Below are 24,919 nucleotides of genomic sequence, written 5' to 3'. Positions count from 1 at the left end.
CGCACCCGGGCAATGCCCCCGGAGCCCAGTACCGTCACCCCGCACACGCCCGCCCTCTCGACTCGACACACAGGATCGAAATCCACCCGGCGTGGCTCCGCAGGTCTCAAGCGGGATCAGATCAGGCACGAATTCCGTGAGGACGATCACCGGGCTTTCCGTCCGGTGACGTAGCGTCATCTGGGATTGTGGTGAGGTGTGATGACCTCGTAGAGGTGCTGCTTCCGTACCTCGGCTGCGTCGAGGTAGAACGGGTGTTCCTGGCGAATGAAGCGGTTCGCATCCAGGCCAGAACACGGGGCCGCAGCGAGCCATGTCCGGACTGCGCGGTGCTGTCGGGGCGGGTGCACAGCACCTACGAGAGGCGCCTCGCGGACAGCTCGGTGGGCGGTCAGCCCGTGTTCATCGAGCTGACAGGGTTCTGGCTCAGCTTCCGGGCTCTGTCGCTATTTTGGGGGTAGTTGGGCAACTATCCGGTGTGATGGGTGGGTTTCAGGTCGGGGATCTTCTTCTGCCGGGTGTCGCGGTGGAGGTCGACCAGCTGGTGCTGACAGATGTGGAGGTCCGTGTCGCCGTGCGGTCAGGGGCCGTGTCGGCGGTTTGTCCTGGATGCGGGCGGAGATCGAGCGGGCGGATGGACCTCGCGGTCGCCGGCCAACGTGGCGACAGCCTTCGCGCCATCGCACGCGATCTCCAGCTCAGCCGCGGTACGGTCAACCGCTTCGCGTGCTCGGCAGAAGCCGATGAGCTTCTCCTCGCAGCGATCCACCGGCTTGCCCTGATCGACGATTACCGCCTCTACCTGCACCATCGCTGGATGGAAGGCTGCACCAACGCTTCCGCTCTCACCCGGGAAATCCAGCGGCTGGGCTACCGCGACGACGTCAACACCGTCCGCCGGCACCTGAAGCCCTACCGCGACGGCGCGATCCCACTCACCGCTCCCTTGCCACACCTGATCGTCCGCAGGGCCACCGACTGGATCATGCGCCGACCCGAGCACCTCACCGATGTTAAGCGAAAGGGTCTCGACGGGCTGTGCGAGCGGAACCCCGCGCTGGCCACGACCGTCGAGTACGCCCGCCGCCTGGCACTCATGATCCGAGACCGCCGCAGTGAACACCTCGCCCTCGACGTCTGGATCGCCGACGTCCGCCTCGACGGACAACGCGAACTCCGCACCCTGGCCAACGGCATGCGACGCGACCGCGCGGCCATCCAGGCCGCCCTCACCACGACCTACACCTCTGGAGCAGTCGAGGGCAACGTCACCAGGATCAAGCTCCTGAAGAGACAGATGTATGGCCGCGCCCACTTCGACCTCCTACGACGCCGCATCCTGCTCTCACCATGATCAAGAGACCGCGCCCCCCCCAATCAGCGACAGAGCCCAAGATCTGTGCCAGAACCGAGCTTGGGAGTCACCGCCGCCCAGGCTTGAGCGGGGTGGGACAGAGAGCGTCGGATCGGGGTCTGCGCGGCTTATCGGCTCTTCTCGGTGATCATGTTGATCAGGCCCTGAGCCGTGTTGTGCTCGGATTCGATCCCCACGACCTCTCCACCTTCGAAAGTGGCGACCTCGGCGCTGCGAATGAACATGGCCTGTTCGTACTCGGTGAGCGCGGCCTCGATGTCGGCGGGGTGGGCTGCGAGGGCCTTGCCGAGTTCGGCGCCGTCGTACATGGCCAGGTTGGCGCCGTCGCCGTTCGGGGGCGCGAGGTGGGCGGCGTCGCCGAGCAGGGTGACCCCCGGCACCCGGTCCCACCGGTGCCCGGTGGGCAGAGCGTATTGGGGGCGCAGGACAGGTGCCGTGTCGCCGTCGGTGATGAGCGCGGTGAGTTCCGGTGCCCAGCCGTCGAACTCGCGCGCGATCCGGGCTGTGGCCGTGGCGGCATCGGTGAAGTCGATGTCGGCGAACCACTCCTGAGGCCTGCTCAGCGCCACGTAGGTGTGCAGGGTGTCGTCGTTCTCCCGGTGAGCGAAGATCTCCTTGCCCGGTGCGGGCGCGATCAGCATGCCGTCACCGACCGCTTTCGCGGCGGCCGGGTGGCGGGTGTCGGCGTGGAACAGGTAGGTCTCGACGACGGAGGTGCCGGCGTACTCGGGTGTGGCGGTCGTGAGCAGCGGCCGGATCCGTGACCAGGCGCCGTCCGCGCCGACCAGCAGGCTGGTGACCACGGTGGCGCCGCCGGCGAACGTCACCTCGTGGCGGCCTCCGCCCAGGGCGCGGGTGCTGCCGGCCTTGTGCCCCCATCGGACGGTGCCGGCCGGGAGCGAGTCGAGCAGGATCTGTCGTAACTCGCCGCGTTGCACCTCGGGGCGGCCGCCCGTGCCGTCGTCGGCCTTGTCGAGCAGGACGGTCCCGTCCGGGTCGAGGACCCGCGTCGCCTGGCGGCCCGTCATGACGATGGCGTGGAACTCGTCCATCAGGTCGGCTGCCTTGAGGGCGAGCTGTCCGTTGTAGTCGTGGATGTCGAGCATCCCGCCTTGCGTGCGCACCGTCGGGGAAGACTCCGCCTCGTAGACCGTGACCGGGATTCCGTGGACGTGCAGGACGCGGGCCAGAGTGAGTCCGCCGAGTCCGGCGCCGATGATCGTGACGGGCATGTGCATGGTGGCTCCTGGGATCGGGGCCGCTCAGTGAGCTCCGGGCGGCCGTCTCTGGAACGGTGCCGGAACTCGCCGACAAGCCACCGACATCGAACCGGCAACCTCCGATGGATGACCGACACCGCGTGCTGAAGGTGCCGTCACGGCCTGCCCCACATCCGAGGGGGAGAGAGGGAGATGAACCTGAGGCTCGGGATTCAGCGGGCTTCGGTGCCCTCGGGGGAGCGGCACGCCGAGGGGATTAGTCATACGTATAGCTCAAGTCTTTTAGAGTCGGCGTTACTTACTGTCGTCGTGTGCGGGGGATTCTGGTGTTGGACCTGCCTTTCGATCAGGCCGGGCGGTTTTGGCGCGGCAACCTGCACACCCATTCGGACGAGTCCGACGGGGCGTTGTCACCGGCAGAGGTCGCACGCCGCTACCAGGACGCCGGCTACGACTTCCTGGCCATCACCGACCACTTCCGCGCCGAGTACGGGTTCCCGCTGACGGACACCCGGGCGCTGCGCACGCCCGGGTTCACCACCCTGCTCGGCGCGGAGTTGCACGCCCCGCGCACGGAGGCCGGGCCGAAGTGGCACATCGTCGCCGTGGGGCTGCCCCTCAGCTTCACGCCCCCCGAGCCCGACGAGAGCGGGCCGGAGTTGGCGGGGCGGGCGCGGGCGGCGGGCGCTTTCGTCGGCATGGCACACCCCGCGGCCTCGCTGCTCACCACGGACGACGCCGAGTCCCTGGACGCGGCACACGCGGTCGAGGTCTACAACGCACTCGCGGACCGCGAGCACCGCGGCGACAGCTGGCACCTGACCGACGTGCTGCTCAACCGCGGGCACAGGCTGAACGCCTATGCCGCCGACGACGCGCACTTCCAGCCCCAGGACCCGCCGGGGTGCGTGGCCTGGGTCCAGGTACGCGCCGAATCCCTCGACCCGGACACCCTCCTCGCCGCCCTCAAGGCCGGTCACTACTACTCCAGCACCGGCCCCGAGCTGCACGACGTCCGGCTCGACGACGGCCGGATCACGGTGCGCTGCTCACCCGCCCGCAAGATCCTGCTCACCGGGGGCGCCCCGGGCCTGCAGGTGGTGGAGGGCGAAGGGCTGACCGAAGGCTCCCTGCCCGTCGCGATGTTCGGCCAGGGCTACTGCCGGGTCACCGTCGAGGACGCCGACGGGGGACGGGCGTGGAGCAACCCGATCCACCTGGGGGACCTGCCCACCGCCACCACCGGGACATAGAGCCGGACGTCCGCCTCGTGGCGAGTCGGCCGGGGGCGACCGCCAGCCGATGGTCTGCCAGCGATCCCCGGCCCGCAGTCCCTGGCGTGGCCAGACCACTGCCTCCGACCTTCCGCTCTCCTGGCCTGTCGACGCGATGGTCAGGGCGCAGGCGCGGCCACAACGTCATCCTGCTTCCGTTCCTGCTGCACGGGATGGAGCACGACGTCGATCTCGCATACCTCTCGCAGGAAGTGCCGAGTCGACGGCTGTACGGGGATACGACCATCGCAGCGATGTCCGCGCCGCGTGAGCGGAGAGGGCTGCCTGCCTGCCGTGGCGGGGGCGGCCTTCGGGCCTACTCGAAGGGGATGACCTCGTCGGCCGGGGGCGCGTACAGCGGTGTGGGGGCCTTGATGTCCCAGTAGGTGAGTTCGGCCTGCACCTGCCCAGCCTTGGTCTCGACGCGCTTCAGCAGGTACGAGCGGCCTTCTGCGGCGACGTAGTGCGTGACGCTGACGCCGTCCTGGCTGGGATACGTGAGCGTGATCGCCGGCTCCTTGTCCACGACGGCGTCGGCACCCCTCTTGATGTGGGGCTCCTGGCTCTGGTCCAGCGGCGAGCCGGGGTGGCCCAGGCCACAGAGGACGGAGAGGCCCCGACTCTTCGCAATCGAACGACGGTGTAACGCTCTGCGACACCTCCCCGAGATCTGGCTCTGTCGCTAATTTGGGGGTAGATGGGCAACTATCCGATGTGATGGGTGGGGTTCAGGTCGGGGACCTTCTTCTGCCGGGTGTCGCGGTGGAAGTCGACCAGCTGGTGCTGACGGATGCAGAGGCCCGGCTCGCCGTGCGGTCGGGGGCCGTGTCGGCGGCCTGTCCCGGATGCGGGCGGAGATCTTCGAGAGTGCACTGCTACTACCAGCGGACCCTGGCGGATCGTCCGGTCGCCGGCCGGCGTGTGCGGATCGAGCTACGGGCGCGTCGACTCGTCTGCGGGAACGAGCAGTGTGACCGTCGGACGTTCGCCGAGCAGATACCGGGCCTGACGCATCGCCACGCACGCCGCACCGACGCACTCACCGCCCAGCTCACCGACGTGGCCCTGTTCCTGGGCGGCCGGCCAGGCGCTCGACTGTTTCAGCGCATGACCATCGACACCTGCAAGGACACTCTGCTCCGGCTGATCCGTAAGCTGCCGCTCCCCTCGTCGGGATCGGTGCCGCATCTCGGCGTCGACGACTTCGCCGTTCGAAAGGGACGGACCTACGCGACGATCCTCATCGACATGGCAACCCACCGCCCGATCGACGTCCTGGCCGACCGGGCCGCAGCAACTTTCGCGTCCTGGCTGCGGGACCATCCTGAGGTCCGGATCGTCTGCCGTGACCGTGCAGGCTCCTACCGCGATGGGGCCCAGGTCGGTGCCCCGCAGGCCATGCAGGTAGCCGATGCCTGGCACCTCCTGAACAACCTGGCGCAAGCAGTCGAACGCGTCATCGGACGGCATCGCGCTGACCTGCGACAGCCTCTCACCTCACACGATGACCGGACCGACGACGGCCCGGCCTCCGAGGGCCGCGACCGCGAAGAACTGGATATCCACGGACGGCCACGACCTCTGGTCGCCCGCACCCGCGAACGCCACCAACAGATCCACGAACGCATCCAACGTGGCGACAGCCTTCGCGCCATCGCACGCGACCTGCGGCTCAGCCGCGGCACAGTCAACCGCTTCGCGCACGCCGCAGAAGTCGATGAGCTTCTCCTCGCGGCCATTCATCGACCCGCGCTGATCGACGAATACCGCCTCTACCTGCACCATCGCTGGATGGAAGGCTGCACCAACGCCTCCGCGCTCACCCGGGAAATCCAGCGGCTGGGCTACCGCGGCAACGTCAACACCGTCCGCCGGCACCTGAAGCCCTACCGCAACGGCGCGATCCCACTCACCGCCCCCTTGCCACACCTGACCGTCCGCAGGGTCACCGACTGGATCATGCGCCGACCCGAGCGCCTCAACGATGTTGAGCGAAAGGGTCTCGACGATCTGTGCGAGCGGAACCCAGCGCTGGCCACGACCGTCGATTACGCACGCCGCCTGGCACTCATGGTCCGCGACCGCCGCAGTGAACACCTCGCTCTCGACGTCTGGATAGCCGACGTCCGCCTCGATGGACAACGCGAACTCCGCACCCTGGCCAATGGCATGCGACGCGACCGCGCGGCCATCCAGGCCGCCCTCACCACGACCTACACATCCGGAGCGGTCGAGGGTAACGTCACGCGGGTCAAGCTCCTGAAGAGACAGATGTACGGCCGCGCCAACTTCGATCTCCTACGACGCCGCATCCTGCTCTCACCATGATCAAGAGGCCACGACCCCCAAATCAGCGACAGAGCCCGAGATCTGTGCCAGAACCCCGTTCTCGTGGACAGAGCCAACCAACCGCGGCCGGAGCCGGATGAGGTCCCAGGGAGACCAAGGTCATTGGCCCCGCTGCGGTCTGTCTGGCCCTCGGGCAACTGCATGGAAAAGTTCCGGTCGCGGTGGGGGACTGCCGTCAAAGGATCTGGGGAAGGAAGCCCTTCCGGGTCGGGTCCGGTCGCGCGTCGGTCGTGCTCCAAGTTGGCTGAATCCGACAGGGATATCGAACTGGTTTCCGGGAATGGCCGCTGGATCGTGGAAGCGTAGGGGGCTCCAGCGGCCGATGGGGCCGCTGCGATGACTTCCTGTGGGGGGAAGAGCATGACCTCGCGTGTCTTTGGCGCGCCTTCTCGGCGAGCCCGTTTCAGAATCAAGCACGGCCTGACCGCTTCCATGGCCGTGGCCGCGCTGAGCCTTTCGTCCATGCCGGCCCTTGCCCTCCCGGCCGACGGGGCGGCTCCGTCGCCGTCGGCCTGGGGTGCGAAGGCCACCGCTCTTCCTGTGCCTCCGGTGCAGGTCGGTACGAACCGGCCCGTCGAGCCCCAGGTGGAGGGCGAGCCTTCCAAGGAACAGGCCGACTGGCGCCAGGCGCAGCAGCGCCGATCGCGCTCGACAGCTGCCGACGCTGCGGCAGCGCAGCCCGGCGCGGCCGCCCGCGTTGCGGCTCCACTCATCTACGTCCCCGAGGGCCAGGGGGCGGTGCCCTGGCATCAGATCTCCGACTTCCGGATCACCGACTCGCTGGTGGCCAGGATCGACTATTCGACCGGCAATCTGATGCTCGCCGCCACCGACTTCGAGATCGCGGGCGTGGGGCAGAAGCTCAGGCTCGCCCGTACCTACAACTCGTTCGACGCGCCGTACGGGAAGGTCTCGCAGCGCTGGTGGCAGGAGTACGAACGCTACGCGCAGGTTTTCGCCGGCGAGGTCGTGGTCTACGACACGACTGGCGAGACGCTCACGTTCATCAAGAACGCCGACGGCACCTTCAAGACGCCCGCAGGCTATTCGAAGGATCTGAAGAAGAACGCGGACGGGACCTACACCCTCACCAACCGCAAGTCGGGCGTCAAGGACACCTACGACGCGAACGGCACCCTGACCAAGGTGACCGACCGCAACAACGGCGTCATCGCGGTCACCCAGCACGACGAGGGCGGTGAGCACAAGGGGTTCAAGCTCACCGAGACCCGATCCGGCCGGTCGGTCGACCTGCTCAAGACGAACGCCTCCCAGTGGCAGGCCAAGGACAACACCGACCGCACTGCCGTCTTCGACCTCGACCCGACGGGCAACCTCGCCAAGACCACGGACACCGAGGGCAAGGCCACCGCGTTCGGGTATGACTCCTCCCGTCGACTGGTGAAGATCACCACGCCCGAGGGGCGCGTCACCACCTTCACCTACGACGCCGAGAACCGCGTCACCTCCATGCTGCGGGCCACGGACACCAACGGCTCGGGCCACACCGGCCCCACCTACACCTATGCCTACAGCGCCACAAGCGCCTCGGACGCCGGCACGACAACGGTCACCGACCCCGAGCAGCACGCCACCACCTACGAGCACAACACCGACGGGGACGTCACCAAGGTCACCGACGCGCTCCGGCACGAGCGCTCCAAGACGTTCGACGCCAACCACAACGTCGACACCTCCAGCGACGCGATGGGCGTCGGAGGTACGGGCGCGAACGTCACGGACTACGGCTGGGACAGCCGCAACAACCCGACCTCGGCCAAGCTGCCCACCGGCGCGACCGCCACGGCCGGCTACCAGACCGTGGCCGGCACCGATCTGCCGAGGACATCGACGAACGCTGACGACGAGAAGACGGACTACACCTACGACACGGCCGGCAACACCAGGTCCGTCGCGGTCACCGGCACCGCGGGCGGCAACCAGTCCTTCGACTACAACCCGGCCACGCCCACCTGCGGCGGCTTCGAAGGGCAGCGCTGCAAAGCGACCACGAAACTCAGCGACACCAAGTCCGTCTCGACCTCGTTCCGCTACGACGCCAAGGGCAACCTCGACCGCGTCACCCCACCGGTACCGCTTGGCGTCACCACCTACCACTATGACGAACTCGGACGGCTGACGAACGCACAGGACGGCCGCGGCGTCACGATCACCTACACCTACGACAACCGTGACCGGATCAAGAAGGTCGACAGCTCCAACTACGCCACCGTCACCTACGAGTACGACGGCGACGGCAACCTGGAGCAGCGCTCCGACGGCACGGGCGTCACGAAGTACGACTTCGATCCGCTGTCCCGCGAGACGGTCCGCACGCTCCAGAACGGCTCGCAGACGAAGCTGGCCTACACTCCGGCCGGAAACGTCGACTACTACCAGGACCCGGCCGGCACCACCGACTACACGTGGAACGAGGTCAACAAGCTCAAGGAGCTGAAGGACCCGACCGGTAAGGTCACGAAGTACGAGTACAACGAGAACGACCTGCGCAAGAAGACGCTGTACCCCGGCGGAACCGTTCAAGAGGTCACTCCGGACAAGGCGGGGCGCCCGGAGAAGATCAAGGCCACCTCCTCGAAGGGCACCCTGGTCGACCTGTCCTACTCCTACCTGAACGGGAACAAGGACGGCGCGAAGATCCGCACCAGCTCCGACGCCGTCACTGGCCTGAAGACGACCTACACCTACGACAGTGCCGGCCGCTTCTCCTACGCGAAGGAGGAGAAGGGCAGCACCCTCAACTCCTCCTGGCAGTACTGCTACGACCAGGCGGGCAACCTGACTTCTCAGGGCGTTGATCCCGGGTGCCCGCGGGGCACGACCTACAGCCTCAACGACGCGCAGCAGATCACCGCCAAGGACGGCTCGACGACGAACTGGTCCTACGACAAGATCGGCAACGAAACGGCGGGCGCTTCCACCCCGGAAGGCACCCGCACCGCCGGCAAGTGGTCCGACCACTCGCAGCTCACCTCACTGACCGTCAGCGGCAAGGTGTATGACGGCCAGTACGGCTCGACCGACCAGAGCGAGCGCATCAAGCTGGGCGACACCTTCTTCCACAACGGGCCGCTGGGCCTGTCCGCCAAGACCACCGGCGGTGTGGACATGGGATTCAACCGGGAACCCGGGGGCACTCTCAACTCCATGACCACCGGGGGCAAGTCCTACTACTACCTGACCGACGCGCTCGGCAGCGTGGTGGCTCTCGCAGACGACACCGGAACCAAGACCAACACCTATGCGTACAGCCCCAGTGGCGTCCAGCGGGCGGCGACGTCGGAGAGGGTCTCCCAGCCCTACCGGTTCGCCGGTGGCTACCAAGACCCCACCGGCCTCTACCACTTCCAGGCCCGCTACTACGACCCCAATCTCGGCCGCTTCACCCAGCAGGATCCCTCCGGCCAGGAGAAGAACCCCTACCTCTACGCCGAGGGCGACCCCGTCAACCGAATCGATCCCAGCGGCCTGCTGGGCTTCGGCAGCATCACCGACGGACTCGGCTACGTGGGGGACGCGCTCGACGTCATCGACATCGGACGCGATCTGGCGGACGGCGACGTGACGGGAGCAGCGCAGGGCGCGGCCAGCCTCTCCGCCGGCGTCGTGGTCGGAGCGGCCTGCGAGGCAGCCATCGGGCCGTCGACCGGCTTCCTGGCGACCGCGGGATGCGCGGCGGCCGGTGCCAATACGGCCGGCCTGGTCGAGGCCTGGCTTTCGTGAACCAGTGAACAGGTGGGGGCCGCGATCCGCAGCCCCCACCAGTCCGGGAAGGAAGAGGAATGTCGAACGAGTCCCATGCCACCCATGGCGTTCATCCGTGGAGAAACTTCGTGCTCGCCTTCGGGGGCCTCTACGCGGTCATGGCAGCCGTCATGCTGCTGACCGGTGCGGCACCCGCCGCGGCATTGGGCACTCCCGCGGCAGTCCTGCTCGGCCCTGCGATCGGAATGGGAATCGTGCGCCACAGGAAGACACGCAACCCGTGAACCAGCCCGGATGGACCATGGAACAGCGAGCCGGAATCAAACGCTACTTCACACTGGCCACCATCGCCGTGGCATGCGGAGCGATGTTCGCCGTCTTCCTCATCGTCTCCGGAAACACCGGCGGCTGGGCCCTCCTGGCGCTGCTGCTCGCACCCTGGGCACTGACATACGTGTACCTGCGGAACGTCGCGAAGGCCCAGCCGTAGGCCAACACCCCCATCGAGGGGTGCCCCACCGCCACAGGCCTGGCCCTCCAACCGACTCCACCTTGAAACCGTCAGCAGAGGTTGCGAGATCCCGTCCGGTCGGAAGACCGGACGGGATCTCGGCCTTTGGAGGTTTCTTCGCGGGGAGCCCTACCGCGGGTGGGACCTCGGACAACCTTTTAGACCGTGTCCTATGTGGTGAGTCGGACGAGTCGTTTGTAGCAGCAGAGGGCGGCTGCGAGGCCGAGAAAGGCCAGGTAGTTGCGGGGATGGCGTTCGTAGCGGTGGTTGAGTCTGCGGTATCCGGTGAGCCAGGACATAGTGCGTTCGATGACCCATCGTCGGCGCCCTAAGCGTTCGCTGGACTCGATGCCCTTGCGGGCGATGCGCACGCCGATGTGCTTGCCCCATAGCCATTTCCGCAGGTGAGGGACGTCGTACGCCTTGTCCGCATGCAGGCGCTGGGGCTTGAAGTAGCGGCCGCGGTGAGGGTCGTGTCTCGTTTGGTGACCCGTGATCATGGGCTTCAGCGCGAGACTGTCGTGGGTGTTGGCCGCGGAGACGCCGACGAGGAGAGGCAGTCCGTTCGCGTCCGACAGGACATGCATCACCTCCGACGCCCTGCGCGAAGCCATCGAGGGGGCGGTTCTCGCCTGCTTCGACGCCATCGACGCCAAGGACCAGGACGGAGGGCATGACAACTCCAGCACCGGTTGCGGTTCTGGTGCTGACGGCAACTGTCGTAGGAAGAGGATCGTTAGGCAGGCATGACCCTTCACACAAGCGCGCGCGGTCTGGGTATTGTCGTTGCCGGTATCGGCATGGGGATGGCAGCCGCTTCACCAGCTTCCGCCGGCGGTATCCGTGCCATCGCGTCTCCGGCGTTCGACAACACGTGCATCCACCCTGCACCGCACGCACACGGCGATCGGCCAGTGGCGGTCTCTGACGGGCCGTGAAGACCTTCGACGGGGCAGGCTGGCTCCCGGCAGGCACAACCCGTGGGGAGGCCTGGAGTGCCCTTGCAGCCGCCCGTTGAACCCATGCTGGCGCAGGCCGCCGAGGCGATCCCCGGCCCCGGCGTCACGGCGGGCGGACTCGCCTTTGAGTAGAAGTCTGGATTCATGCGACAAGTGAAGCAGCGTCTACCCCTGGCCCGTCATGAGCCGCATCTGTACAAATCGCGGCTTCGCAATTCGACGCTTTGTATAGTGCCGCGCGCTGACTTGGCCTTCCTGCCGACTGCCGCAAGGAAGAGGATCTACCCGACTGGAAACACGTCCACAACAAGTCTCACAAGCAGGTCCGCGCCCGCGTCGAGCACGTGTTTGCCCGGATGAAGACCTGGAAGATCCTGCGCGATTGCCGCCTGAAGGGCGATGGCGTTCACACCGCCATGCTCGGCATCGCCCGGCTGCACAACCTCGCCCTGACGGGGTAACTCCCGCCCTATACCGGACCAGAGAGGTCCAATGGAGGCGGCTTGACGGCTCGGAGGATGCTCAGTCGATACAGAACTCGTTGCCCTCGATGTCCTGCATCGGGATGCATGAATCATTGCCGTCATACAGCGTTTGTACGTGTACCGCCCCGAGCGGGACCAGTCGTGCGCACTCGGCCTCAAGCGCGGCGAGGCGCTCTTCGCCTACGAGTCCGGTGCCGACCCGCACGTCGAGATGCACCCGGTTCTTGACAGCCTTCCCTTCGGGAACGCGCTGAAAGTACAGTCGCGGGCCCACGCCTGAAGGGTCGATGCAGGCAAACCATGCGTCCCGCTGCTCGGGCGGCTGCGCGCGCTTGAAGTCGTCCCAAGTGGCAAACCCCTCCGGTGGCGGCGGCGCGACGTACCCCAACACCTCGCACCAGAAGCGAGCGAGGCGCTCAGGTTCTGCGCAGTCGAAGGTGACTTGGAAGTGCTTGATCAATGACATCGGCGCACCCTACCAAGCGGGCTCTGCAGTCCAACCCTGGTCCGGATCGGACACCAGGTGATCAAACCGAGCAGTCCACGAGAACGACGCAACACTCTTCCGGATAAGGCTTGGGCACAGCGACATCCTTCCCACCTGCCCCGCAGGGCAAGCCAGTTCAGATGTCACCCGATCGTGCGGCAGACCCAAGGTCGCGGTCCGCGTGATGGCTACGTGAGAGGTGCGTAAGGGAAACGTGAGTAAAACGTTAGTGGGAAATGAGAGCCTGATCCTCCGCGTCGACGGGGCTCACATCGGCGTATTCGTTCCTGCGTCGTTGATGGACGGCCCGGACGAACTGCAGTCGATGGGGCTGCTTCAGGTCGCCCGGATTCTGTTACGAAAATACTGAAGGTGGAACTGTGATGTATAAGATTCCCAAGGGGAAGGCGGCTCTGGGACTCTCGCTGGCCCTTTCCGGTTCTCTGATCGTACTTCCGAACCTGGCGCGCGCCGAGGGGGGCCAAGGTTCTGCGGCGGGCAAGCCGCCCACCGCGGCTGAGGCCCAGAATGCCGGTATGGGAAGCCAGGCCAGGGTCTCAGAAGCGGCCAATGAAATCTACCGCGTAGCCCAGGAGGACCCGGCCACGGGGTATGCCGGCATTGTGATTTCCACGACGGGTGCAGGGTACACGCTTAGCTGGAAGGGCGAGATCCCCCAGGAAGTTGCCAGTCTGGTCTCTACCCATCGCGGAAAGAGAATTAGTGTTTCCGTCACGGCTTCGAAATACACTTTCAAGGAGCTGGACGACCAGGCGCGCAAGATTATTAAGTCGGGTGTCACTGTGGGTGGGGCCCCCGTCGTGAGCGCCGGGGCAAGCAGCGATGGCAACTCGCTGACCATCGGCGTCGATTCCTCCGGGCTGCCTGTCGGAAATGCTCTGGGAAATCAGAAAGAGGCTGGCGCCATTCCGAGCTCTATTTCCGGGGGGATGCCCGTCATCTTGACCGAGGAAAAATCCCCGACGGATGTTGCTGATCCAAGCGCCCGATATAGCGGGCCCGCAAGGCTTGGGTTCTACGGAGGGCAGCTTCTCAGCACTCCCAAAGGGGTGTGCAGCGCCGGCTTCGGGGCGTATTCCCCTCAGACCGGCCGCACATATGTGATCACCGCCGAGCACTGCGTGAAGGGAGTCGGCGACGTCATCAAGAACCCCCTGGGTGAAACCGTAGGCAAGGTGGTCGACGTCCAGGAGGCGGCCGACTCTGCGCTGGTCGAAGTTACCAACGGTTCGGCTGTCGATTGGATGTACACCGGATACGGGGTAGGCATGTACCACAGTGCGCGAAAGGTGCGGGGGCACCATCAAACATTCCTGGGCGAGTTGCTGTGCACCAATGGGGCCCTTATGGGGGAGCGGTGCGGAGCAAAGGTAATTAAGGTAAATCAGTGGGTAAAGTCGGATGGTAAAGAGCGGAATGTGAACCAGGTGGAACAGATAGCTGGAAGGTACCTCGCAGGTTCGGGGGACAGTGGCGGCCCCGTCTTTTCTTACGGAGTGGACGGGATGGTTACCGCCCGTGGAATTCTTTCGATGACCTCCTCAGGTGAGGCCTGCAAGGACCCCCGGCCAGGGAAGAAGAAGCGGGTTAGCTGCTCCGAGCGCGCCTGGGTCACAGGCATCTATGGGAATCTTACTGGACATTGGAAAGTGGCCGCGCAATTGCGCGTGACGGACTTCTAATAGGAACGCAGAATCGCTAACCGTGCAAGAGTCGTGATACCGAATTTCCGACATCAAGAAGGGCCTGACCAGCGATGGTTCCCCACAAGAATAAGATGAAGGCCGTGATCCTCGCCGCCGCAGTTACGGCCGGACTGACCGCGAGTTCAGCATCCGCCCAGGCGTCGTTCTGCAACCTGGAAGGCGCTTCGTATAAATGTGAATACGGGGTTACCGAGAGGTCCCTCCCGTCTGGTGAGGAGAAATTCGTCATCGGTACCGACGGCGCAGTATGGACGAATTATTCTCATGACAAAGGGGGATGGTATTCTCTGGACGGATTTGCTACGAGTCAGGTATTCGTCGAAGGTGAAAACACTGGAAACGACTTCCATACCACGATTATCGTGCTCGGAGGCGACGGCAAGCCGTGGGCAAGAGAGCGGCCCCACCTCGGGGGCGGCTGGACCCCCTGGGTTCCGGCGCCGCGCCCACGATAGGGGTTTTCGTTTGGATCAGTGGGCAGACCTGGGAAAGATACCTGCGAGGTAAGTCCGGCGAGGTAGGTCTTGTCGCACCCGGGTAGTGGTGGCACGGTGTGCTGAGTAGGCGCGCGTCGACAGCGCTGACGTCCCAAGATGAGCTGTCGAACTCGGTCTACCAGCCCCAGGGTGAGCGGGTGTCACGGCGTGCTTCTGCTACCAGGGTGAGCGACCGGCCGTCTGGTCCTGGCGGGCACCGTGCCGCCCCAGTTGGGCCGGCTCCTGGACGTCACGCAGGCCGGCCAGTTGTTCACGACCGTCGACACCGTCGAGACGGCGCGCGGCCTGTAGGGCTTCTTGCGCGGTGGTCGAGAGGTGAGGCCCCTTGGCGTGGTGTCGGGCGGGTGTGGACGGGGCCGTGAGCGTGATGGTGCGTGGTAGGGCGAGCCGCATGTGCACATGGGGTGGGCGGGGGCATGCTGGTCGCGCGTTTCTTGGCGGCCCGAGGCGCGGGCCGGCCGACGGTGGCCCCGGGTTGTCCTGCCCGGGGCCCGTGCCGCACTCCTGTCGGCTGCGACGTGCTGCCCTCGTACCGGCGCGTCGAGCCTCTCTGGCGGGCCCCCGCGGACGTGTTCGGGGGACGCCGGGCTAGCCCCGCGGCCCCCGTTGGCGCCGGCTGCGCTGGGCGGAGCTCTCGCGGCGGACCGGTGATCCCGTGGCGCCCGAGGGGCGGCTGCCCTGCTACCGCTCATTCCCCTCACTCCGGGAACCGAGCGGCTGGCCGGTCGGCATCGCGGGGCCGTCAGAGGGCAGCCTGGACCGAGCCGACTGGAACCGCCTGGTCGACATCCTCACCGAGCACAGCCCACAGGGTGCGGAGACCCGCTGCCTGGCCTACTACAACCCGCTGCTGCAGAGGGCTGCAGACTTCGACAATCTGCACGTCCGGGCCGGCGCGCTCGGGGACGCCAAGGCGTTGTACCACCACTCGGAGGAGGACGGTTGGACCCCGTCGAACCTCTGGGCCCAGGACCGGTCCTGGGCCCTCTGCACGGACTACGACCTCTGGGCCACCAAGGTGGCGGGCCCTGCCCCGCTCGTCGAGGCCCTCCTCACAGACGTGGAAATCGAGGCCCTACGACTGCCCTGGGCCCCCTGATCCCGACCGCCCGCCCTGGGAACGACCAGGTGTGGCCAAGAGGCCACATCAAGCGCACAGCCACAAGGGCGCTATGCCAAGGTGAGATCGGGGTGGGGCAGCTCGGTGGTGAGGGTGCGTTGGTCTCGGATGAGGGCCCACAGGACGAGGACGCGAGCGTGGTTACGCTCGCGTCCTCGACGGAAGACACCACGAGGTCCGTACGCCCTGGAGGCGCACGTGGCGGATCTTCCGCAAGGCCCGGTGCAGCCCGAATCGAATGTCGTCAATCGCTGCAGCCGTCCCCACCCTGGAGCGGCAACGCTGAACCCAAGGCACCGATCCACCGCGATGGGAGTCCGACGAGATCCAGGCCGTTGTTCGATGCTCTGCTGCAGCGCGGTCGTGAGATCGACGGCAGGTTCGGGCTGAGACGGGTCGGCCGAACCGTGGGCGTCAGCCGCCTCCGCCTCCTCCGCTGGTGTTGTCCGGTCATGCTCCCGGCTCTGGTTCGCGCCGGATCCCCAATGCTCGTAGCAGATGAGCCCCGCTCCGATGAGCAAGACGATCCCCGTAGCTATCAGCGACATCCATGCGCCGGCGTCCATGCTTGCGGATGTACCCACCGCTGTCAGTGCGAAGCCTCACCCGGGCCTCCATCGATCCGGAGCGGTTCAGTGGGCGTTGTACGACTTGGCTGACATACCGGGTGCCTGAGACGATTCTCTCCACATCGTGCGGACGGACCACGGCAACGAGGCGGCCGAAGCCCTGGCCCGCCGACTGGTGGTCCCGCCGCGCGGTCAGAGCGCTACCTCGACAGGTCTTTACCGGAGGAGATCGGCGCCGACCCGCTCGCCGAGGTCGTCGCCTGGGCGCTGGAGCACCTCCACGAGCAGTTCGACGTGGAGACGCTGGCGGCGCGGGCGTACATGAGCCGTCGTGACCCGGCGTCACTCGATCGGGGCCACGTTGAAAAGGCTCACTCAGTCACAATTCCCGCCCATCGACGTGAGCGGAAGCACGATAGTTGTCACCAAGGCAGGCGCGTTGCCACGAGGGGCGCTGCATGGGGAGCGTCGGGGTGTGACTGAGTTTTCGAACTGGCGGGTGAGCGTCATGGTTGACGAGATGCGGATCTCGTGTGCGCGTAGGTGAGGAGCGCGAGTGACCTGCTTCACCGCGGGGAGAGACGCCGACGTGTGACCGCGAGGGTTCCTGTGGCGAAGGCCAGCAGCAGGAGCGCGAGACCTGTGAAGATCACGGGATTCACCCAGCCCGGGACCAGCTCGGTTCCCACACCGTCTGACGTGACGCACTGAGCACTGACCGGCAACGTCCATCGCGTCACCACATGATCGCCCGAAATGCCCATCGACGCGCACATCTGATCCGGGTCCAGGATGTAGAACCCCGACATCACACCCCACGAGTACGCGCCGTACGCCGCCGCGCCAGCCATGACCGCTACCAGAGCGTAGGTGGTGACGCTGGGCAGGTGTCCGACCAGGACCGGCTGCTGCTTACAGACCCGTCGGACGAGCGCGACGGCGGCGCCCAGGCCCATGCAGGGCGCCAGGAACGGCCCGACGACCAGGGCGAAGAACAGAAGAGCATCCATGCCTGCCCAGACATCGCCCGGACAGGACCGGTTCCACCATCCGCCTGAACCGAACTGCCTGAGCGCTCTGCGTGGCGACCGTCTCCAATGGGAACGCTCAAGCCACACGACGGGTCTGTCAGCCGCGGACATCGCCCAAATCTCGGGAGTCGCCGTCACCCTCGTCCGGCGTCTGCTCCGTCCCGATGGGGAGCGGCCGGCCGTCATTCACCGGGTCACCTCGGAAGCCATCCTCGGCATACCCCTGAACAGCGCCTTCAGACGGGAGCGCCTTCTACCCGGGCTGGTTGGCTCGGACCGAGCCGCCACGAGCCTTCAGGACCTCGCCGAACGAGGCTGGCCAACCAGCTTTCTGGCCGCCCAACTGGAAACCACGGCGCACACCGTCGCCGCCATCCGCAGCCGGGAACGCCGACGCCTGGCCCTCGCGCTGGACAGCAGAATCCAACGCCTTGCCGTGCTCCTGCTCGCGAGCGAGCCGGGGCACCATGGCATCGCCGAGCACAGAAGCCTCCGGGCGAGAACTGCGGCCCTGCGACGACGAGCCGCATTGGCACAGCCCATGACTCCAATCCTGCAGGAGTAGCCGGCGCAGGTGCGTTGACCAACTCATCCCGCCGGACGGTGGGGGACTGTCCCAGACAGGCGCACATCCCGGGCCGTCAAGTGCAGGCGAAGGGGGCGAAAACTTGGCCGCCGGACACCTCCGGAAAGGATCAGCTTGTGTCGGTGCTCCCGGTGCCGGTGGCGGACATGGTGCCCCTTCACGGGAGAGCTGCATCGCCGAGTCAGGGTGGGGGCCCCGATGACGAAGGCGGCGGCGAGCGAGCCGAGCAGCTCGCTAATAGCGTCGAGGATCAGCTGTCGGACGGCGGCGAAGGGCCGGTACGACACAAGCAGGGTCCGATGCTGGCGGAACTGGGGAGCTGCACCTTCAGACGTCTGGTAGCGGCGTGATGCCGCGTTCCAGGGATGGTCGGTTCGGGCGCCCGTTCGGGGGTCATGGATTGCGCGGGTGTGGGCAGCAGCGCGGTGTGGGGCATCCATGAGCCTGTCCCCCGCACCGCTGACAGCCGGCCGGTGTGGTCGCAACGAGTGAAGGGCGTTCCCGTGTCGCAGGTCGAAGAGTCCATCGAGGTCGACGTTCCCGTCCGCACCGCCTACAACCAGTGGACGCAGTTCGAGACGTTTCCACAGTTCATGGACGGGGTGGAGAAGATCACTCAGGTGAACGACACCCTGACCCACTGGAAGGCCAAGGTGGGTGGTGTGGAGCGGGAGTTCGACGCGAAGATCACCGAGCAGATCCCTGATGAGCGTGTCGCCTGGACCACGGTCGGTGGTGATACCAAGCAGGCCGGTGTCGTGACCTTCCACCGCCTGGGGGAGAACAAGACCAAGGTCATGCTCCAGCTTGACTACGATCCCGAGGGCTTCGCCGAGAACCTCGGCGACAAGCTCGGCTTCGTCAAGCGGCAGGTCACCGGCGACCTGAAGAACTTCAAGAAGTACATCGAGTCCCGCGGCGGCGAGTCCGGCTCCTGGCGCGGCGAAGTCTGAGCCCCGGGCCGCTTGCCTCAGAACTTGACGCAGACACCGCGCCGTCGCTGCCGCGACGGAGGTCACCGCGTCGAAGGGCCCGACCCGATCCGCACCCTTGGGAAACGGTCGGGCCCTGCCCGTCCGAGCTGAAGGCACCAGCGGGCATGGTGGTGCAGCCTCCGCCGGGACCGGTGCTCTGAGCTGCTCATCCCGCGGCTTTGCCTCCGTGTGTCGCTTCCCCGAATAGGGGACATCCCCCGCTGTCACATCCAGGCGCAGACGCCGGAATCGCAAAGGGCGTCTGTGGACGCCGCCGTGGTCGATGGCGGTGTCGGCGCTGATCTCCGCCACCAGGTCCGGTCGACGAGAACGATGTCCAGGACATCGCGGGAGCCCCACGCCGCCGACACCCGTGCACCGGTCCACGGGTGTCCAGGCGCCGCGGCGGTCAGGCGTTCGGCGACCTGGCGCGCCTGGTCTGGGCGCAGGGGCGCGGGGCGGCCGACCCCACGCCGTGCGGAATCGACTCGCCTCTGATCAAGGATCCTGGCACTCTGCCCCTCATGCATGTAGACCCCATGGACCAGGTGCGACGTCTCGTCCGCAGCCGCTTTCCCGATGCGCTCTCCGTGGTCCTCGCCGGCTCCACGGCTACCGGACGAGTCACTGCCAGCAGTGACCTGGACATCGCGGTGCTCATCGAGGACGGCGGCGTGACCTGCCGGGAAACGATCCGGTTCGAGGAACGGGTCGTTGAGCTCTTCGTCCACACCCGTACCGGTCTCCTGGAGCTCTTCGCCGCAGACGTCGCTGCACGGCGGGCGGTCCTTCAGAACATGTACGCCTCCGGTCTCGTACTGGTCGATTCCAATGGCGAGGCCGGGCGCGCCCGCGCCCTGGCCGAAGCGGACCTTCGTGAAGGTCCGCCTGCACTGGAACCGGAGACCGTCGATACAAGACGCTACGGTCTGACGGACGCCCTGGACGACCTCACTGACGCGAGTGACCCCATCGAGCGTCTGGCCGTGGCCGGGTACGTGGTCAATGCCGCCGCCGATCTGCTCTGCGACCACCATCACGCGTGGATCGGCGGCGGGAAGTGGTTGCCCCGCCGTCTGTTGGAAGCCGACCCACAGCGCGGAGCCGCCCTCCTCGAAGGACACCACCGGTTGTGCGGGTCAGGCGACCCCGCAGCACTGATCCGTGCAGCGTTGAAGGTGCTCGACCTCGTCGGCGGCCCTCTCCGCGACGGTTACCGCAGGACCTGGCACGGCACCATCTTGGACCCACCGGCTACCGGCCCGTGCGCGTGCGGGACCCTTTGTTCTGAGTGCAGGGCACGGGCGTCGCGCGGCTCGTCAGTGACGTAGCCGGGCGGCTGCGGCCAGAATTGGGGTGCTCACGACGGTGGCTGCGGCGCCGAGTGTGGTGTCCGTGGCCAGGATCCACCGGACGGTCTTCATGGCCAGGGTGAGGACTTCGCTGCCGCGCTGGCGCATGCCGGCCTCGAAATGGTCCACGGCGTCGGTGAGGGTGGCGGTGCCGTCGGCGGCGGCGCTGACGTGCGTGAGCAGGCTGGCGGCGTCGCGGATGGCCGCACCCGCTCCCATTCCGGCGGTGGGCGGTGTGGCGTGGACAGCGTCGCCCAGCGCGGTGATACGACCCGCAGGCCAAGGCGCGAGATCCTCTGCGCGGGTGGAGGCGGCGTTGAAGCGGAATGCGGCCACGCTGTGCGGGTCGGCTCGGGCGATGACCTCGAGTGTGTGCTCGGCCCAGCCCCGCTCGCGGAATCGGCCGATCAGTGCGCCCCGCAGTTCGCCGCCACGCAGGTCGCGCAGGGAATCGGTACTGGTGGATTCGGGGAACATGGCGCCCCAGATATAGGTGGGTCCGGTGGTTACCGACATCCGCAACTCGGGAGCGTCGAGCGCGGTGTTGCCGACCGGGCGACGTGCTCATGCGAGTTCTCCTTGCGGGTTGAGGGCGCGGGCAACCCAGAGCAGGCGCGCACCGGTGTTGTCGGTGATCAGGGCGGCGGACTCGTGCAGGTAGTGGGAGGCGTCGCCGTCGCGGTCGGGCTCGAGGTGCTCGGCTCGCTGCGCGGCGACGGTGACCAGCTGCGCCAGGGCGGGGATGAGGCCGCCGGGCGGGTCGGTGTCCTCGATGAGCTCGCGCAGGATCGCGGCGAGCTCCGCCTGGTCGACGTCCTCGGCGGTGAGGTCGTCCTGGATCTGCTGGAGGGCCAGGCAGGCGATGCCGACCGAGGCGCGCACGCGTTCCAGGCGGGTGCGGGATCGGATGGTCACCGGCTGGTCGCCTTGATGGTGGCAAGGAGTGCGGCGAGGGTTTCCCAGCCCTCGTGCCAAGCCTGGTCAGTTGACTGCACTAACTTGGGTCACGGCTCGACGTGGCAGCAGGGTGGAACGCGAGATGCCGTCGTTGCCGTGGCGTCTCGTGAACACGCAAGGGCGAAAACTGGGCCTGGTCCACCAAGGCCAGGAGGGGGAGAACCGATGGACGTTGTGGGCACATCGATCACGGCGGTGGTTGCACTGCTTGGCGTGGTGCTGGGCGGGTGGTTGTCCATTCGCAATCAAGACCGGTTGTGGCAGCGTGACCACGCGCGCCAATGGAGGGACATCCGCCTCGCCGCCTGTAAAGACTTCGTGGCTGCCTACCGTGAGTACATGGCGTACACGCTTGAGCCGACCGCCAACATCACTGCCGTCCCGCATCCCCGGATTCCCGGTAGCCTCATGCCGTTCTTTGACGAAACCGGACGGCCCTACAAAGAAAGGCTGGAGGCAACCTCGATGGCTGTTCGTCTCGTGTCGGAGTCGGCCGAGACCGTTAGGGCCACCGGGGATGTAGTCCGGAGCGTCCGCCAGATCGCTGCAGCGCGAGCAACATATTCCGAGGCAGCTATTCCGGCGGAGGACTTCGAAAAGCTGTGGTCGGTCCAGCATGCATTCTTTGCAGCAGTCCGCCGGGAGTTGGGTCTCATCGAGATACCCATGAGCGCGTACGAAGTCAGGCGATCGCATCCCGAAAGTTAGTGCAGAGAAGGTCGAGCGATACGCGCCGTTGAGTCCGTGGTCGGCGAGGCGGAAGAGGTTGCCCTCGCCGGTCTTGGTCGCGAGCTGCTCCAGGACGCCGCCCGGGACCCGTCGGTCGGCGATGTAGTGGGTGACGCCCGAGAGGGCGGAGCGCGGCTGCGTCGGCGCCGGCGTGCAGCCGGATACCCCGGACGCGGGCGCCAGCCCCGACCACGAGGGCCTGCGTGGCGGTGTAGGTCAGGCAGTTCCCATGGGTTCCAGTAGGTGTCGTGCACTGTCGTGTCACTCCGGGCGGTGAACCTGTGCCCGACAGTTCCCGAACCGGTGTCGCGGACGTCGCAGTTGTTGCTGAGATGCGCCCGTGCCGGGCGCGATGAAGTTGTTCCTGACCTGGTGTGATCGCTCCGGCCGGGACTGGCGGGAGTGCGCCGGTCGGCTTGGGGCGTTCATGCTCTGGCTGCGGCATGCCAGGTTGGACGGGGGCACGGTGATCGCTGGTCCGGGATGCCGACCGGTGCGGGAGGCGCGTCGGGTGAACACGGTCTTGGCCGCGATACGGGAATTCCTCAAGCACCAGGTGGCCGTGGGAAACGCCCCGACGGCGGTGCTGGGCATGCTCTATGAGGTGGCTGGTGATCGTGACCTTCCTGTCGAGGTTCGAGGTGAGGCGGTCGACTACGCCAGGGCCCGGCACCGGGCGGCGGTGCCGGATGAGCCGGTTGACCGCGCTAGTGACGAGGAGGTGCTGGCCCTGTTACGGGCCTGCCGGACGGCGCGGGACCGGCTGATCGTGCTGCTCATGGCGCGGGCCGGGCTACGCCGCGGGGAAGCGGCGGGGCTGCGCCGCGAGGACATTCACTTTCTCGTCGATGCCCGGCATCTGGGCTGCTCGGTGCCGGGTTCGCACTTGCACGTCGTGCGCCGGGACAACGGCTCGGGTGCGTGGGCGAAGTCGCGGCGGGCTCGGGCAGTGCCGGTGGACTTCCTGCTGCTGCAGGCGTTCGACCAGTATGCGGTCGAGCGTGCGAGGTGCGTGGAGGCGGTCCTTGGCGACGTGGTGCTGGTGAACCTGTCCCGGCCGCCTGTCGGCGCGCCGATGAAGCCCGGCGCGGTCAATGAGTTGCTCGTGCGGCTGTCGGAGCGGGCCGAACTGGAGCGGGTCGTGCATCCGCACGCCCTGCGGCACGCCTTCGCCGCCAACGTGGTCGAAGTCGGCGGAGCGATTGACGAGGTGCAGCAGCTCCTGGGCCACGCCTCGGTGACCAGCACCTAGGTCTACCTCCACCCCTCGCCGCAACGGCTCCGCGCCGCGGTCGAGCGCGTGGGCTCGCTCATCGAGGGGGTGCGGCGGTGAACGGGGAGCGCGCGCTGGCACCGCCTGCGGACAGCGGACGGTAGTCGGCGCAGGCCGAGCGGCTGTTCTCACTGGTGCGGCCGGGCTTCCTGGCCGGGTTGGGCTGGGACGCGGAGCTGCGGATCGCGCGGCCGTCGCCCGATCACCCTCTGATCGGCTACCGGTCCTGCGTCGTGCGGAACTGCGTCTCGCCCGCCCACTTGGCCCGGCACCAAGCCCTACCGGTCGGTGTTCCTCACCAGTGCGCTGCTGGGGCTCACCTTTGTCTAGCTCCGGCCCTGCACGACATCTGTCGCACACCGCTCCGCCCCTCCGAGGGGCCACTGGCCAGTACAAACACCGATCGGCCGACAGACGCTTACGCCGCCAACCCAACAGAAAGGCAGTGCCAGGCGCATGCCTTGATCCCGTCGCGGGTGCCGTGAGCGACGGGCTCCGCGTCCGGGTCGGCGGCGGGCATCAGGACCGGCTTGGCGTCGGTGGCGGCCTTGACCCGGGCCCAGTGGTCGTTCTGGATCCAGTGGTCGCCGATGTTGGAGGCGGCGCGGCCCAGGGCGAGGACGGCGGCGAACAGGGCGGGGCGGTGATGCGTCATGCTGGGGTTCTCCTGATCTCGAAAGGGTGAGGGAGCAGGGCGCCGGCCTCTTGCCGATGCTGCGGCGCCCGTGATCTCGCCCCGGCCGATCCGGGGCGAGATGCCTTCACGCGGCCAGCCGGTGTGCGGCCGGGGGAGCGATGTAGCTGGCTGGCGTCGTGGCACCCCAGGCAGCTGGCCAGGGACGTCGGGAGCACGAAGAAGTAGCGTCGGCGGTAGGTGTCACAGGTCTGTCTGGCGCCCATCGCCTTGTCGAGGGCGAACTCCTTGGCGAGGGTCATCGGGTGTACCGGGCGGGCCTTCGCGATCTCGTACAGCAGGCCGTTCTTCGGGCCGCGGGTCTCGACCTCGGCGACCGGCTCCTGGCCACCGGGGCGCAGCCCCATCGCCCTGAGCTGGCGTTTGGTCGCGTACCCCGACGGTGCGCACAGGCCCTTGAACACCGGGATCGTGGTCTCGGGTTCGGCGGGGGCGTAGGGGTCGACGTCGACCAGGTCCTCGTCCTGGTCGGCCATCACCGGCTCCAGGTACCGGGCAGGCGGCGCTGGGGGAGCGGGTAGCGGGGGCCGGGAATGGCGGGGCGCGGGCGGCCGATCCTGCGGCGCGGCCGGGGGGTGATCACGATGAACCCTCCAGATCGAGGCAGTATCTGGGTACGTACGGGCGCCCGCCAGCCCCGGGATCGGAGTGGCGGGCGCGGGGGTTGGGCTGAGGCCGGTCGGCCTGCCCGGGTCACCGGAACCGGCCGGCGAGCACCTCTGGGAAGGCGGCCCGCCGACGAGCCGGGGCCCGTGTGCGAGAGTCCGCACCTCGGCAACGTGTGTACAGGAAGGCAAGTTTCCGGCAGGAAGCTACGAGGCGGCTTTGGGCGGTCCGGCTCCTGCGGTGTTCACCGCACCGGTCGGGCCGGTGGGCTGGTGAGCGCGGTCGTGGCGCGAGCCACACCCGGACCCTCCTGCGCGCCTCGGTCCTCCGACTCTTCTGCTGTCGTCGAGGCCGTACGGGTGCGTCGGCAGCGGGTGAGAGTCCCGATGCGGCTGGTGTCTTCGCCGTTCTACGCGGA

24 protein-coding genes and 2 pseudogenes are annotated in these 24,919 nt (G+C 67.1%); 16 read left to right on the top strand and 10 right to left on the bottom strand.

What is annotated here, in order from left to right:
• The first annotated feature begins 188 nt into the window (after positions 1-188).
• A complete protein-coding gene (locus tag OG906_RS43735) occupies positions 189-461 on the top strand; it encodes a transposase family protein (protein WP_443067479.1) in 273 nt (90 codons plus the stop codon).
• A 119-nt stretch (positions 462-580) separates the two neighbouring features.
• Here OG906_RS43735 and OG906_RS35040 read toward each other — a convergent pair whose 3' ends face one another.
• The gene (locus OG906_RS35040; RefSeq protein WP_329448316.1) at positions 581-811 is read right to left on the bottom strand and encodes a hypothetical protein; all 231 of its coding nucleotides are present in this window, start codon (positions 809-811) and stop codon (positions 581-583) included.
• 6 nt (positions 812-817) lie between these two features.
• Between OG906_RS35040 and OG906_RS35035 the strand changes: the two genes are divergently transcribed.
• Positions 818-1,354 (top strand): transposase, encoded by a 537-nt coding sequence (locus tag OG906_RS35035; protein ID WP_329448315.1) that lies wholly within the window; start codon positions 818-820, stop codon positions 1,352-1,354.
• 128 nt (positions 1,355-1,482) lie between these two features.
• Here OG906_RS35035 and OG906_RS35030 read toward each other — a convergent pair whose 3' ends face one another.
• Positions 1,483-2,613 (bottom strand): FAD-dependent oxidoreductase, encoded by a 1,131-nt coding sequence (locus tag OG906_RS35030; RefSeq protein ID WP_329448314.1) that lies wholly within the window; start codon positions 2,611-2,613, stop codon positions 1,483-1,485.
• 293 nt (positions 2,614-2,906) lie between these two features.
• Here OG906_RS35030 and OG906_RS35025 point away from each other — a divergent pair, with 293 nt between their 5' ends.
• Positions 2,907-3,848 (top strand): CehA/McbA family metallohydrolase, encoded by a 942-nt coding sequence (locus OG906_RS35025; protein ID WP_443067478.1) that lies wholly within the window; start codon positions 2,907-2,909, stop codon positions 3,846-3,848.
• A 337-nt stretch (positions 3,849-4,185) separates the two neighbouring features.
• On the opposite strand, the gene OG906_RS35020 is transcribed toward OG906_RS35025, so the two are convergent.
• Positions 4,186-4,395, bottom strand: coding sequence for a hypothetical protein (locus OG906_RS35020; RefSeq protein ID WP_329448313.1), 210 nt, complete (start codon positions 4,393-4,395; stop codon positions 4,186-4,188).
• 236 nt (positions 4,396-4,631) lie between these two features.
• Between OG906_RS35020 and OG906_RS35015 the strand changes: the two genes are divergently transcribed.
• The 4 genes from OG906_RS35015 to OG906_RS35000 all read left to right on the top strand — a co-directional run bounded on the left by OG906_RS35015 (position 4,632) and on the right by OG906_RS35000 (position 10,434).
• Complete coding sequence (locus OG906_RS35015; protein WP_329438726.1) at positions 4,632-6,197, top strand: ISL3 family transposase; 1,566 nt, start codon at positions 4,632-4,634, stop codon at positions 6,195-6,197.
• Between the two features lie 453 nt (positions 6,198-6,650).
• Complete coding sequence (locus OG906_RS35010; RefSeq protein ID WP_443067477.1) at positions 6,651-9,962, top strand: RHS repeat-associated core domain-containing protein; 3,312 nt, start codon at positions 6,651-6,653, stop codon at positions 9,960-9,962.
• 59 nt (positions 9,963-10,021) lie between these two features.
• Complete coding sequence (locus OG906_RS35005) at positions 10,022-10,228, top strand: hypothetical protein (protein ID WP_329448311.1); 207 nt, start codon at positions 10,022-10,024, stop codon at positions 10,226-10,228.
• Positions 10,225-10,434, top strand: a complete 210-nt coding sequence (locus OG906_RS35000; protein ID WP_329448310.1) for a hypothetical protein — start codon at positions 10,225-10,227, stop codon at positions 10,432-10,434. Before OG906_RS35005 ends, OG906_RS35000 begins: the two co-directional genes overlap by 4 nt.
• 191 nt (positions 10,435-10,625) lie before the next feature.
• Here OG906_RS35000 and OG906_RS34995 read toward each other — a convergent pair whose 3' ends face one another.
• Positions 10,626-11,102, bottom strand: a complete 477-nt coding sequence (locus tag OG906_RS34995) for an IS5 family transposase (protein ID WP_443067495.1) — start codon at positions 11,100-11,102, stop codon at positions 10,626-10,628.
• 578 nt (positions 11,103-11,680) lie between these two features.
• Between OG906_RS34995 and OG906_RS34990 the strand changes: the two are divergent.
• Positions 11,681-11,875, top strand: a pseudogene (locus tag OG906_RS34990) (transposase); the annotation flags it as partial.
• A 61-nt stretch (positions 11,876-11,936) separates the two neighbouring features.
• On the opposite strand, the gene OG906_RS34985 reads toward OG906_RS34990, so the two are convergent.
• Entirely contained in the window at positions 11,937-12,365 is a 429-nt protein-coding gene (locus OG906_RS34985) for a VOC family protein (RefSeq protein ID WP_329448309.1), read from the bottom strand.
• A gap of 404 nt (positions 12,366-12,769) precedes the next feature.
• Between OG906_RS34985 and OG906_RS34980 the strand changes: the two genes are divergently transcribed.
• The 3 genes and pseudogenes from OG906_RS34980 to OG906_RS34965 form a co-directional block, all read left to right on the top strand.
• On the top strand, positions 12,770-14,089 hold the full coding sequence (locus OG906_RS34980) for a hypothetical protein (RefSeq protein ID WP_329448308.1): 1,320 nt from the start codon (positions 12,770-12,772) through the stop codon (positions 14,087-14,089).
• A 1,176-nt stretch (positions 14,090-15,265) separates the two neighbouring features.
• Positions 15,266-15,709 carry a hypothetical protein gene (locus OG906_RS34975; RefSeq protein WP_329448307.1) on the top strand — a complete coding sequence of 148 codons (444 nt, stop codon included), beginning with the start codon at positions 15,266-15,268 and terminating at the stop codon, positions 15,707-15,709.
• A gap of 696 nt (positions 15,710-16,405) precedes the next feature.
• Positions 16,406-16,632: pseudogene (locus OG906_RS34965) on the top strand (AraC family transcriptional regulator); the annotation flags it as partial.
• 233 nt (positions 16,633-16,865) lie between these two features.
• Here the strand turns inward: OG906_RS34965 and OG906_RS34960 are convergent.
• Positions 16,866-17,309 (bottom strand): hypothetical protein, encoded by a 444-nt coding sequence (locus OG906_RS34960; protein WP_329448306.1) that lies wholly within the window; start codon positions 17,307-17,309, stop codon positions 16,866-16,868.
• On the opposite strand from OG906_RS34960, the gene OG906_RS34955 reads away from it, so the two are divergent.
• The 3 genes from OG906_RS34955 to OG906_RS34945 all read left to right on the top strand — a co-directional run bounded on the left by OG906_RS34955 (position 17,308) and on the right by OG906_RS34945 (position 20,221).
• Positions 17,308-17,895 (top strand): hypothetical protein, encoded by a 588-nt coding sequence (locus OG906_RS34955; protein ID WP_329448305.1) that lies wholly within the window; start codon positions 17,308-17,310, stop codon positions 17,893-17,895. The two genes, OG906_RS34960 and OG906_RS34955, sit on opposite strands and share 2 nt — an antisense overlap.
• 524 nt (positions 17,896-18,419) lie before the next feature.
• A complete protein-coding gene (locus tag OG906_RS34950) occupies positions 18,420-18,869 on the top strand; it encodes an SRPBCC family protein (RefSeq protein ID WP_329448304.1) in 450 nt (149 codons plus the stop codon).
• Between the two features lie 560 nt (positions 18,870-19,429).
• Positions 19,430-20,221: a nucleotidyltransferase domain-containing protein gene (locus OG906_RS34945; RefSeq protein ID WP_329448303.1), complete on the top strand. Its 792-nt coding sequence runs from the start codon at positions 19,430-19,432 to the stop codon at positions 20,219-20,221.
• On the opposite strand, the gene OG906_RS34940 is transcribed toward OG906_RS34945, so the two are convergent.
• Both OG906_RS34940 and OG906_RS34935 read right to left on the bottom strand, forming a co-directional pair.
• The gene (locus OG906_RS34940) at positions 20,210-20,758 is read right to left on the bottom strand and encodes an FAD-dependent oxidoreductase (RefSeq protein ID WP_329448930.1); all 549 of its coding nucleotides are present in this window, start codon (positions 20,756-20,758) and stop codon (positions 20,210-20,212) included. The genes OG906_RS34945 and OG906_RS34940 overlap by 12 nt on opposite strands.
• Positions 20,759-20,806: 48 nt before the next feature.
• On the bottom strand, positions 20,807-21,157 hold the full coding sequence (locus OG906_RS34935; RefSeq protein ID WP_329448302.1) for a hypothetical protein: 351 nt from the start codon (positions 21,155-21,157) through the stop codon (positions 20,807-20,809).
• A gap of 207 nt (positions 21,158-21,364) precedes the next feature.
• Here OG906_RS34935 and OG906_RS34930 point away from each other — a divergent pair, with 207 nt between their 5' ends.
• Positions 21,365-21,907: a hypothetical protein gene (locus OG906_RS34930; protein ID WP_329448301.1), complete on the top strand. Its 543-nt coding sequence runs from the start codon at positions 21,365-21,367 to the stop codon at positions 21,905-21,907.
• A 532-nt stretch (positions 21,908-22,439) separates the two neighbouring features.
• The gene (locus OG906_RS34925; RefSeq protein ID WP_329448300.1) at positions 22,440-23,180 is read left to right on the top strand and encodes a tyrosine-type recombinase/integrase; all 741 of its coding nucleotides are present in this window, start codon (positions 22,440-22,442) and stop codon (positions 23,178-23,180) included.
• Between the two features lie 439 nt (positions 23,181-23,619).
• On the opposite strand, the gene OG906_RS34920 is transcribed toward OG906_RS34925, so the two are convergent.
• Entirely contained in the window at positions 23,620-23,856 is a 237-nt protein-coding gene (locus OG906_RS34920) for a hypothetical protein (RefSeq protein ID WP_329448299.1), read from the bottom strand.
• Positions 23,853-24,371: an RRQRL motif-containing zinc-binding protein gene (locus tag OG906_RS34915; protein WP_329448298.1), complete on the bottom strand. Its 519-nt coding sequence runs from the start codon at positions 24,369-24,371 to the stop codon at positions 23,853-23,855. The genes OG906_RS34920 and OG906_RS34915 overlap by 4 nt, the downstream gene beginning before the upstream one ends.
• Positions 24,372-24,919: the final 548 nt, after the last annotated feature.

Origin of the sequence: Streptomyces sp. NBC_01426, assembly GCF_036231985.1 — a bacterium.
GTDB lineage: Bacteria > Actinomycetota > Actinomycetes > Streptomycetales > Streptomycetaceae > Streptomyces.
Note: the sequence above shows the minus strand (reverse complement) of the source record. Positions and strands in the feature narration are given on the sequence as shown.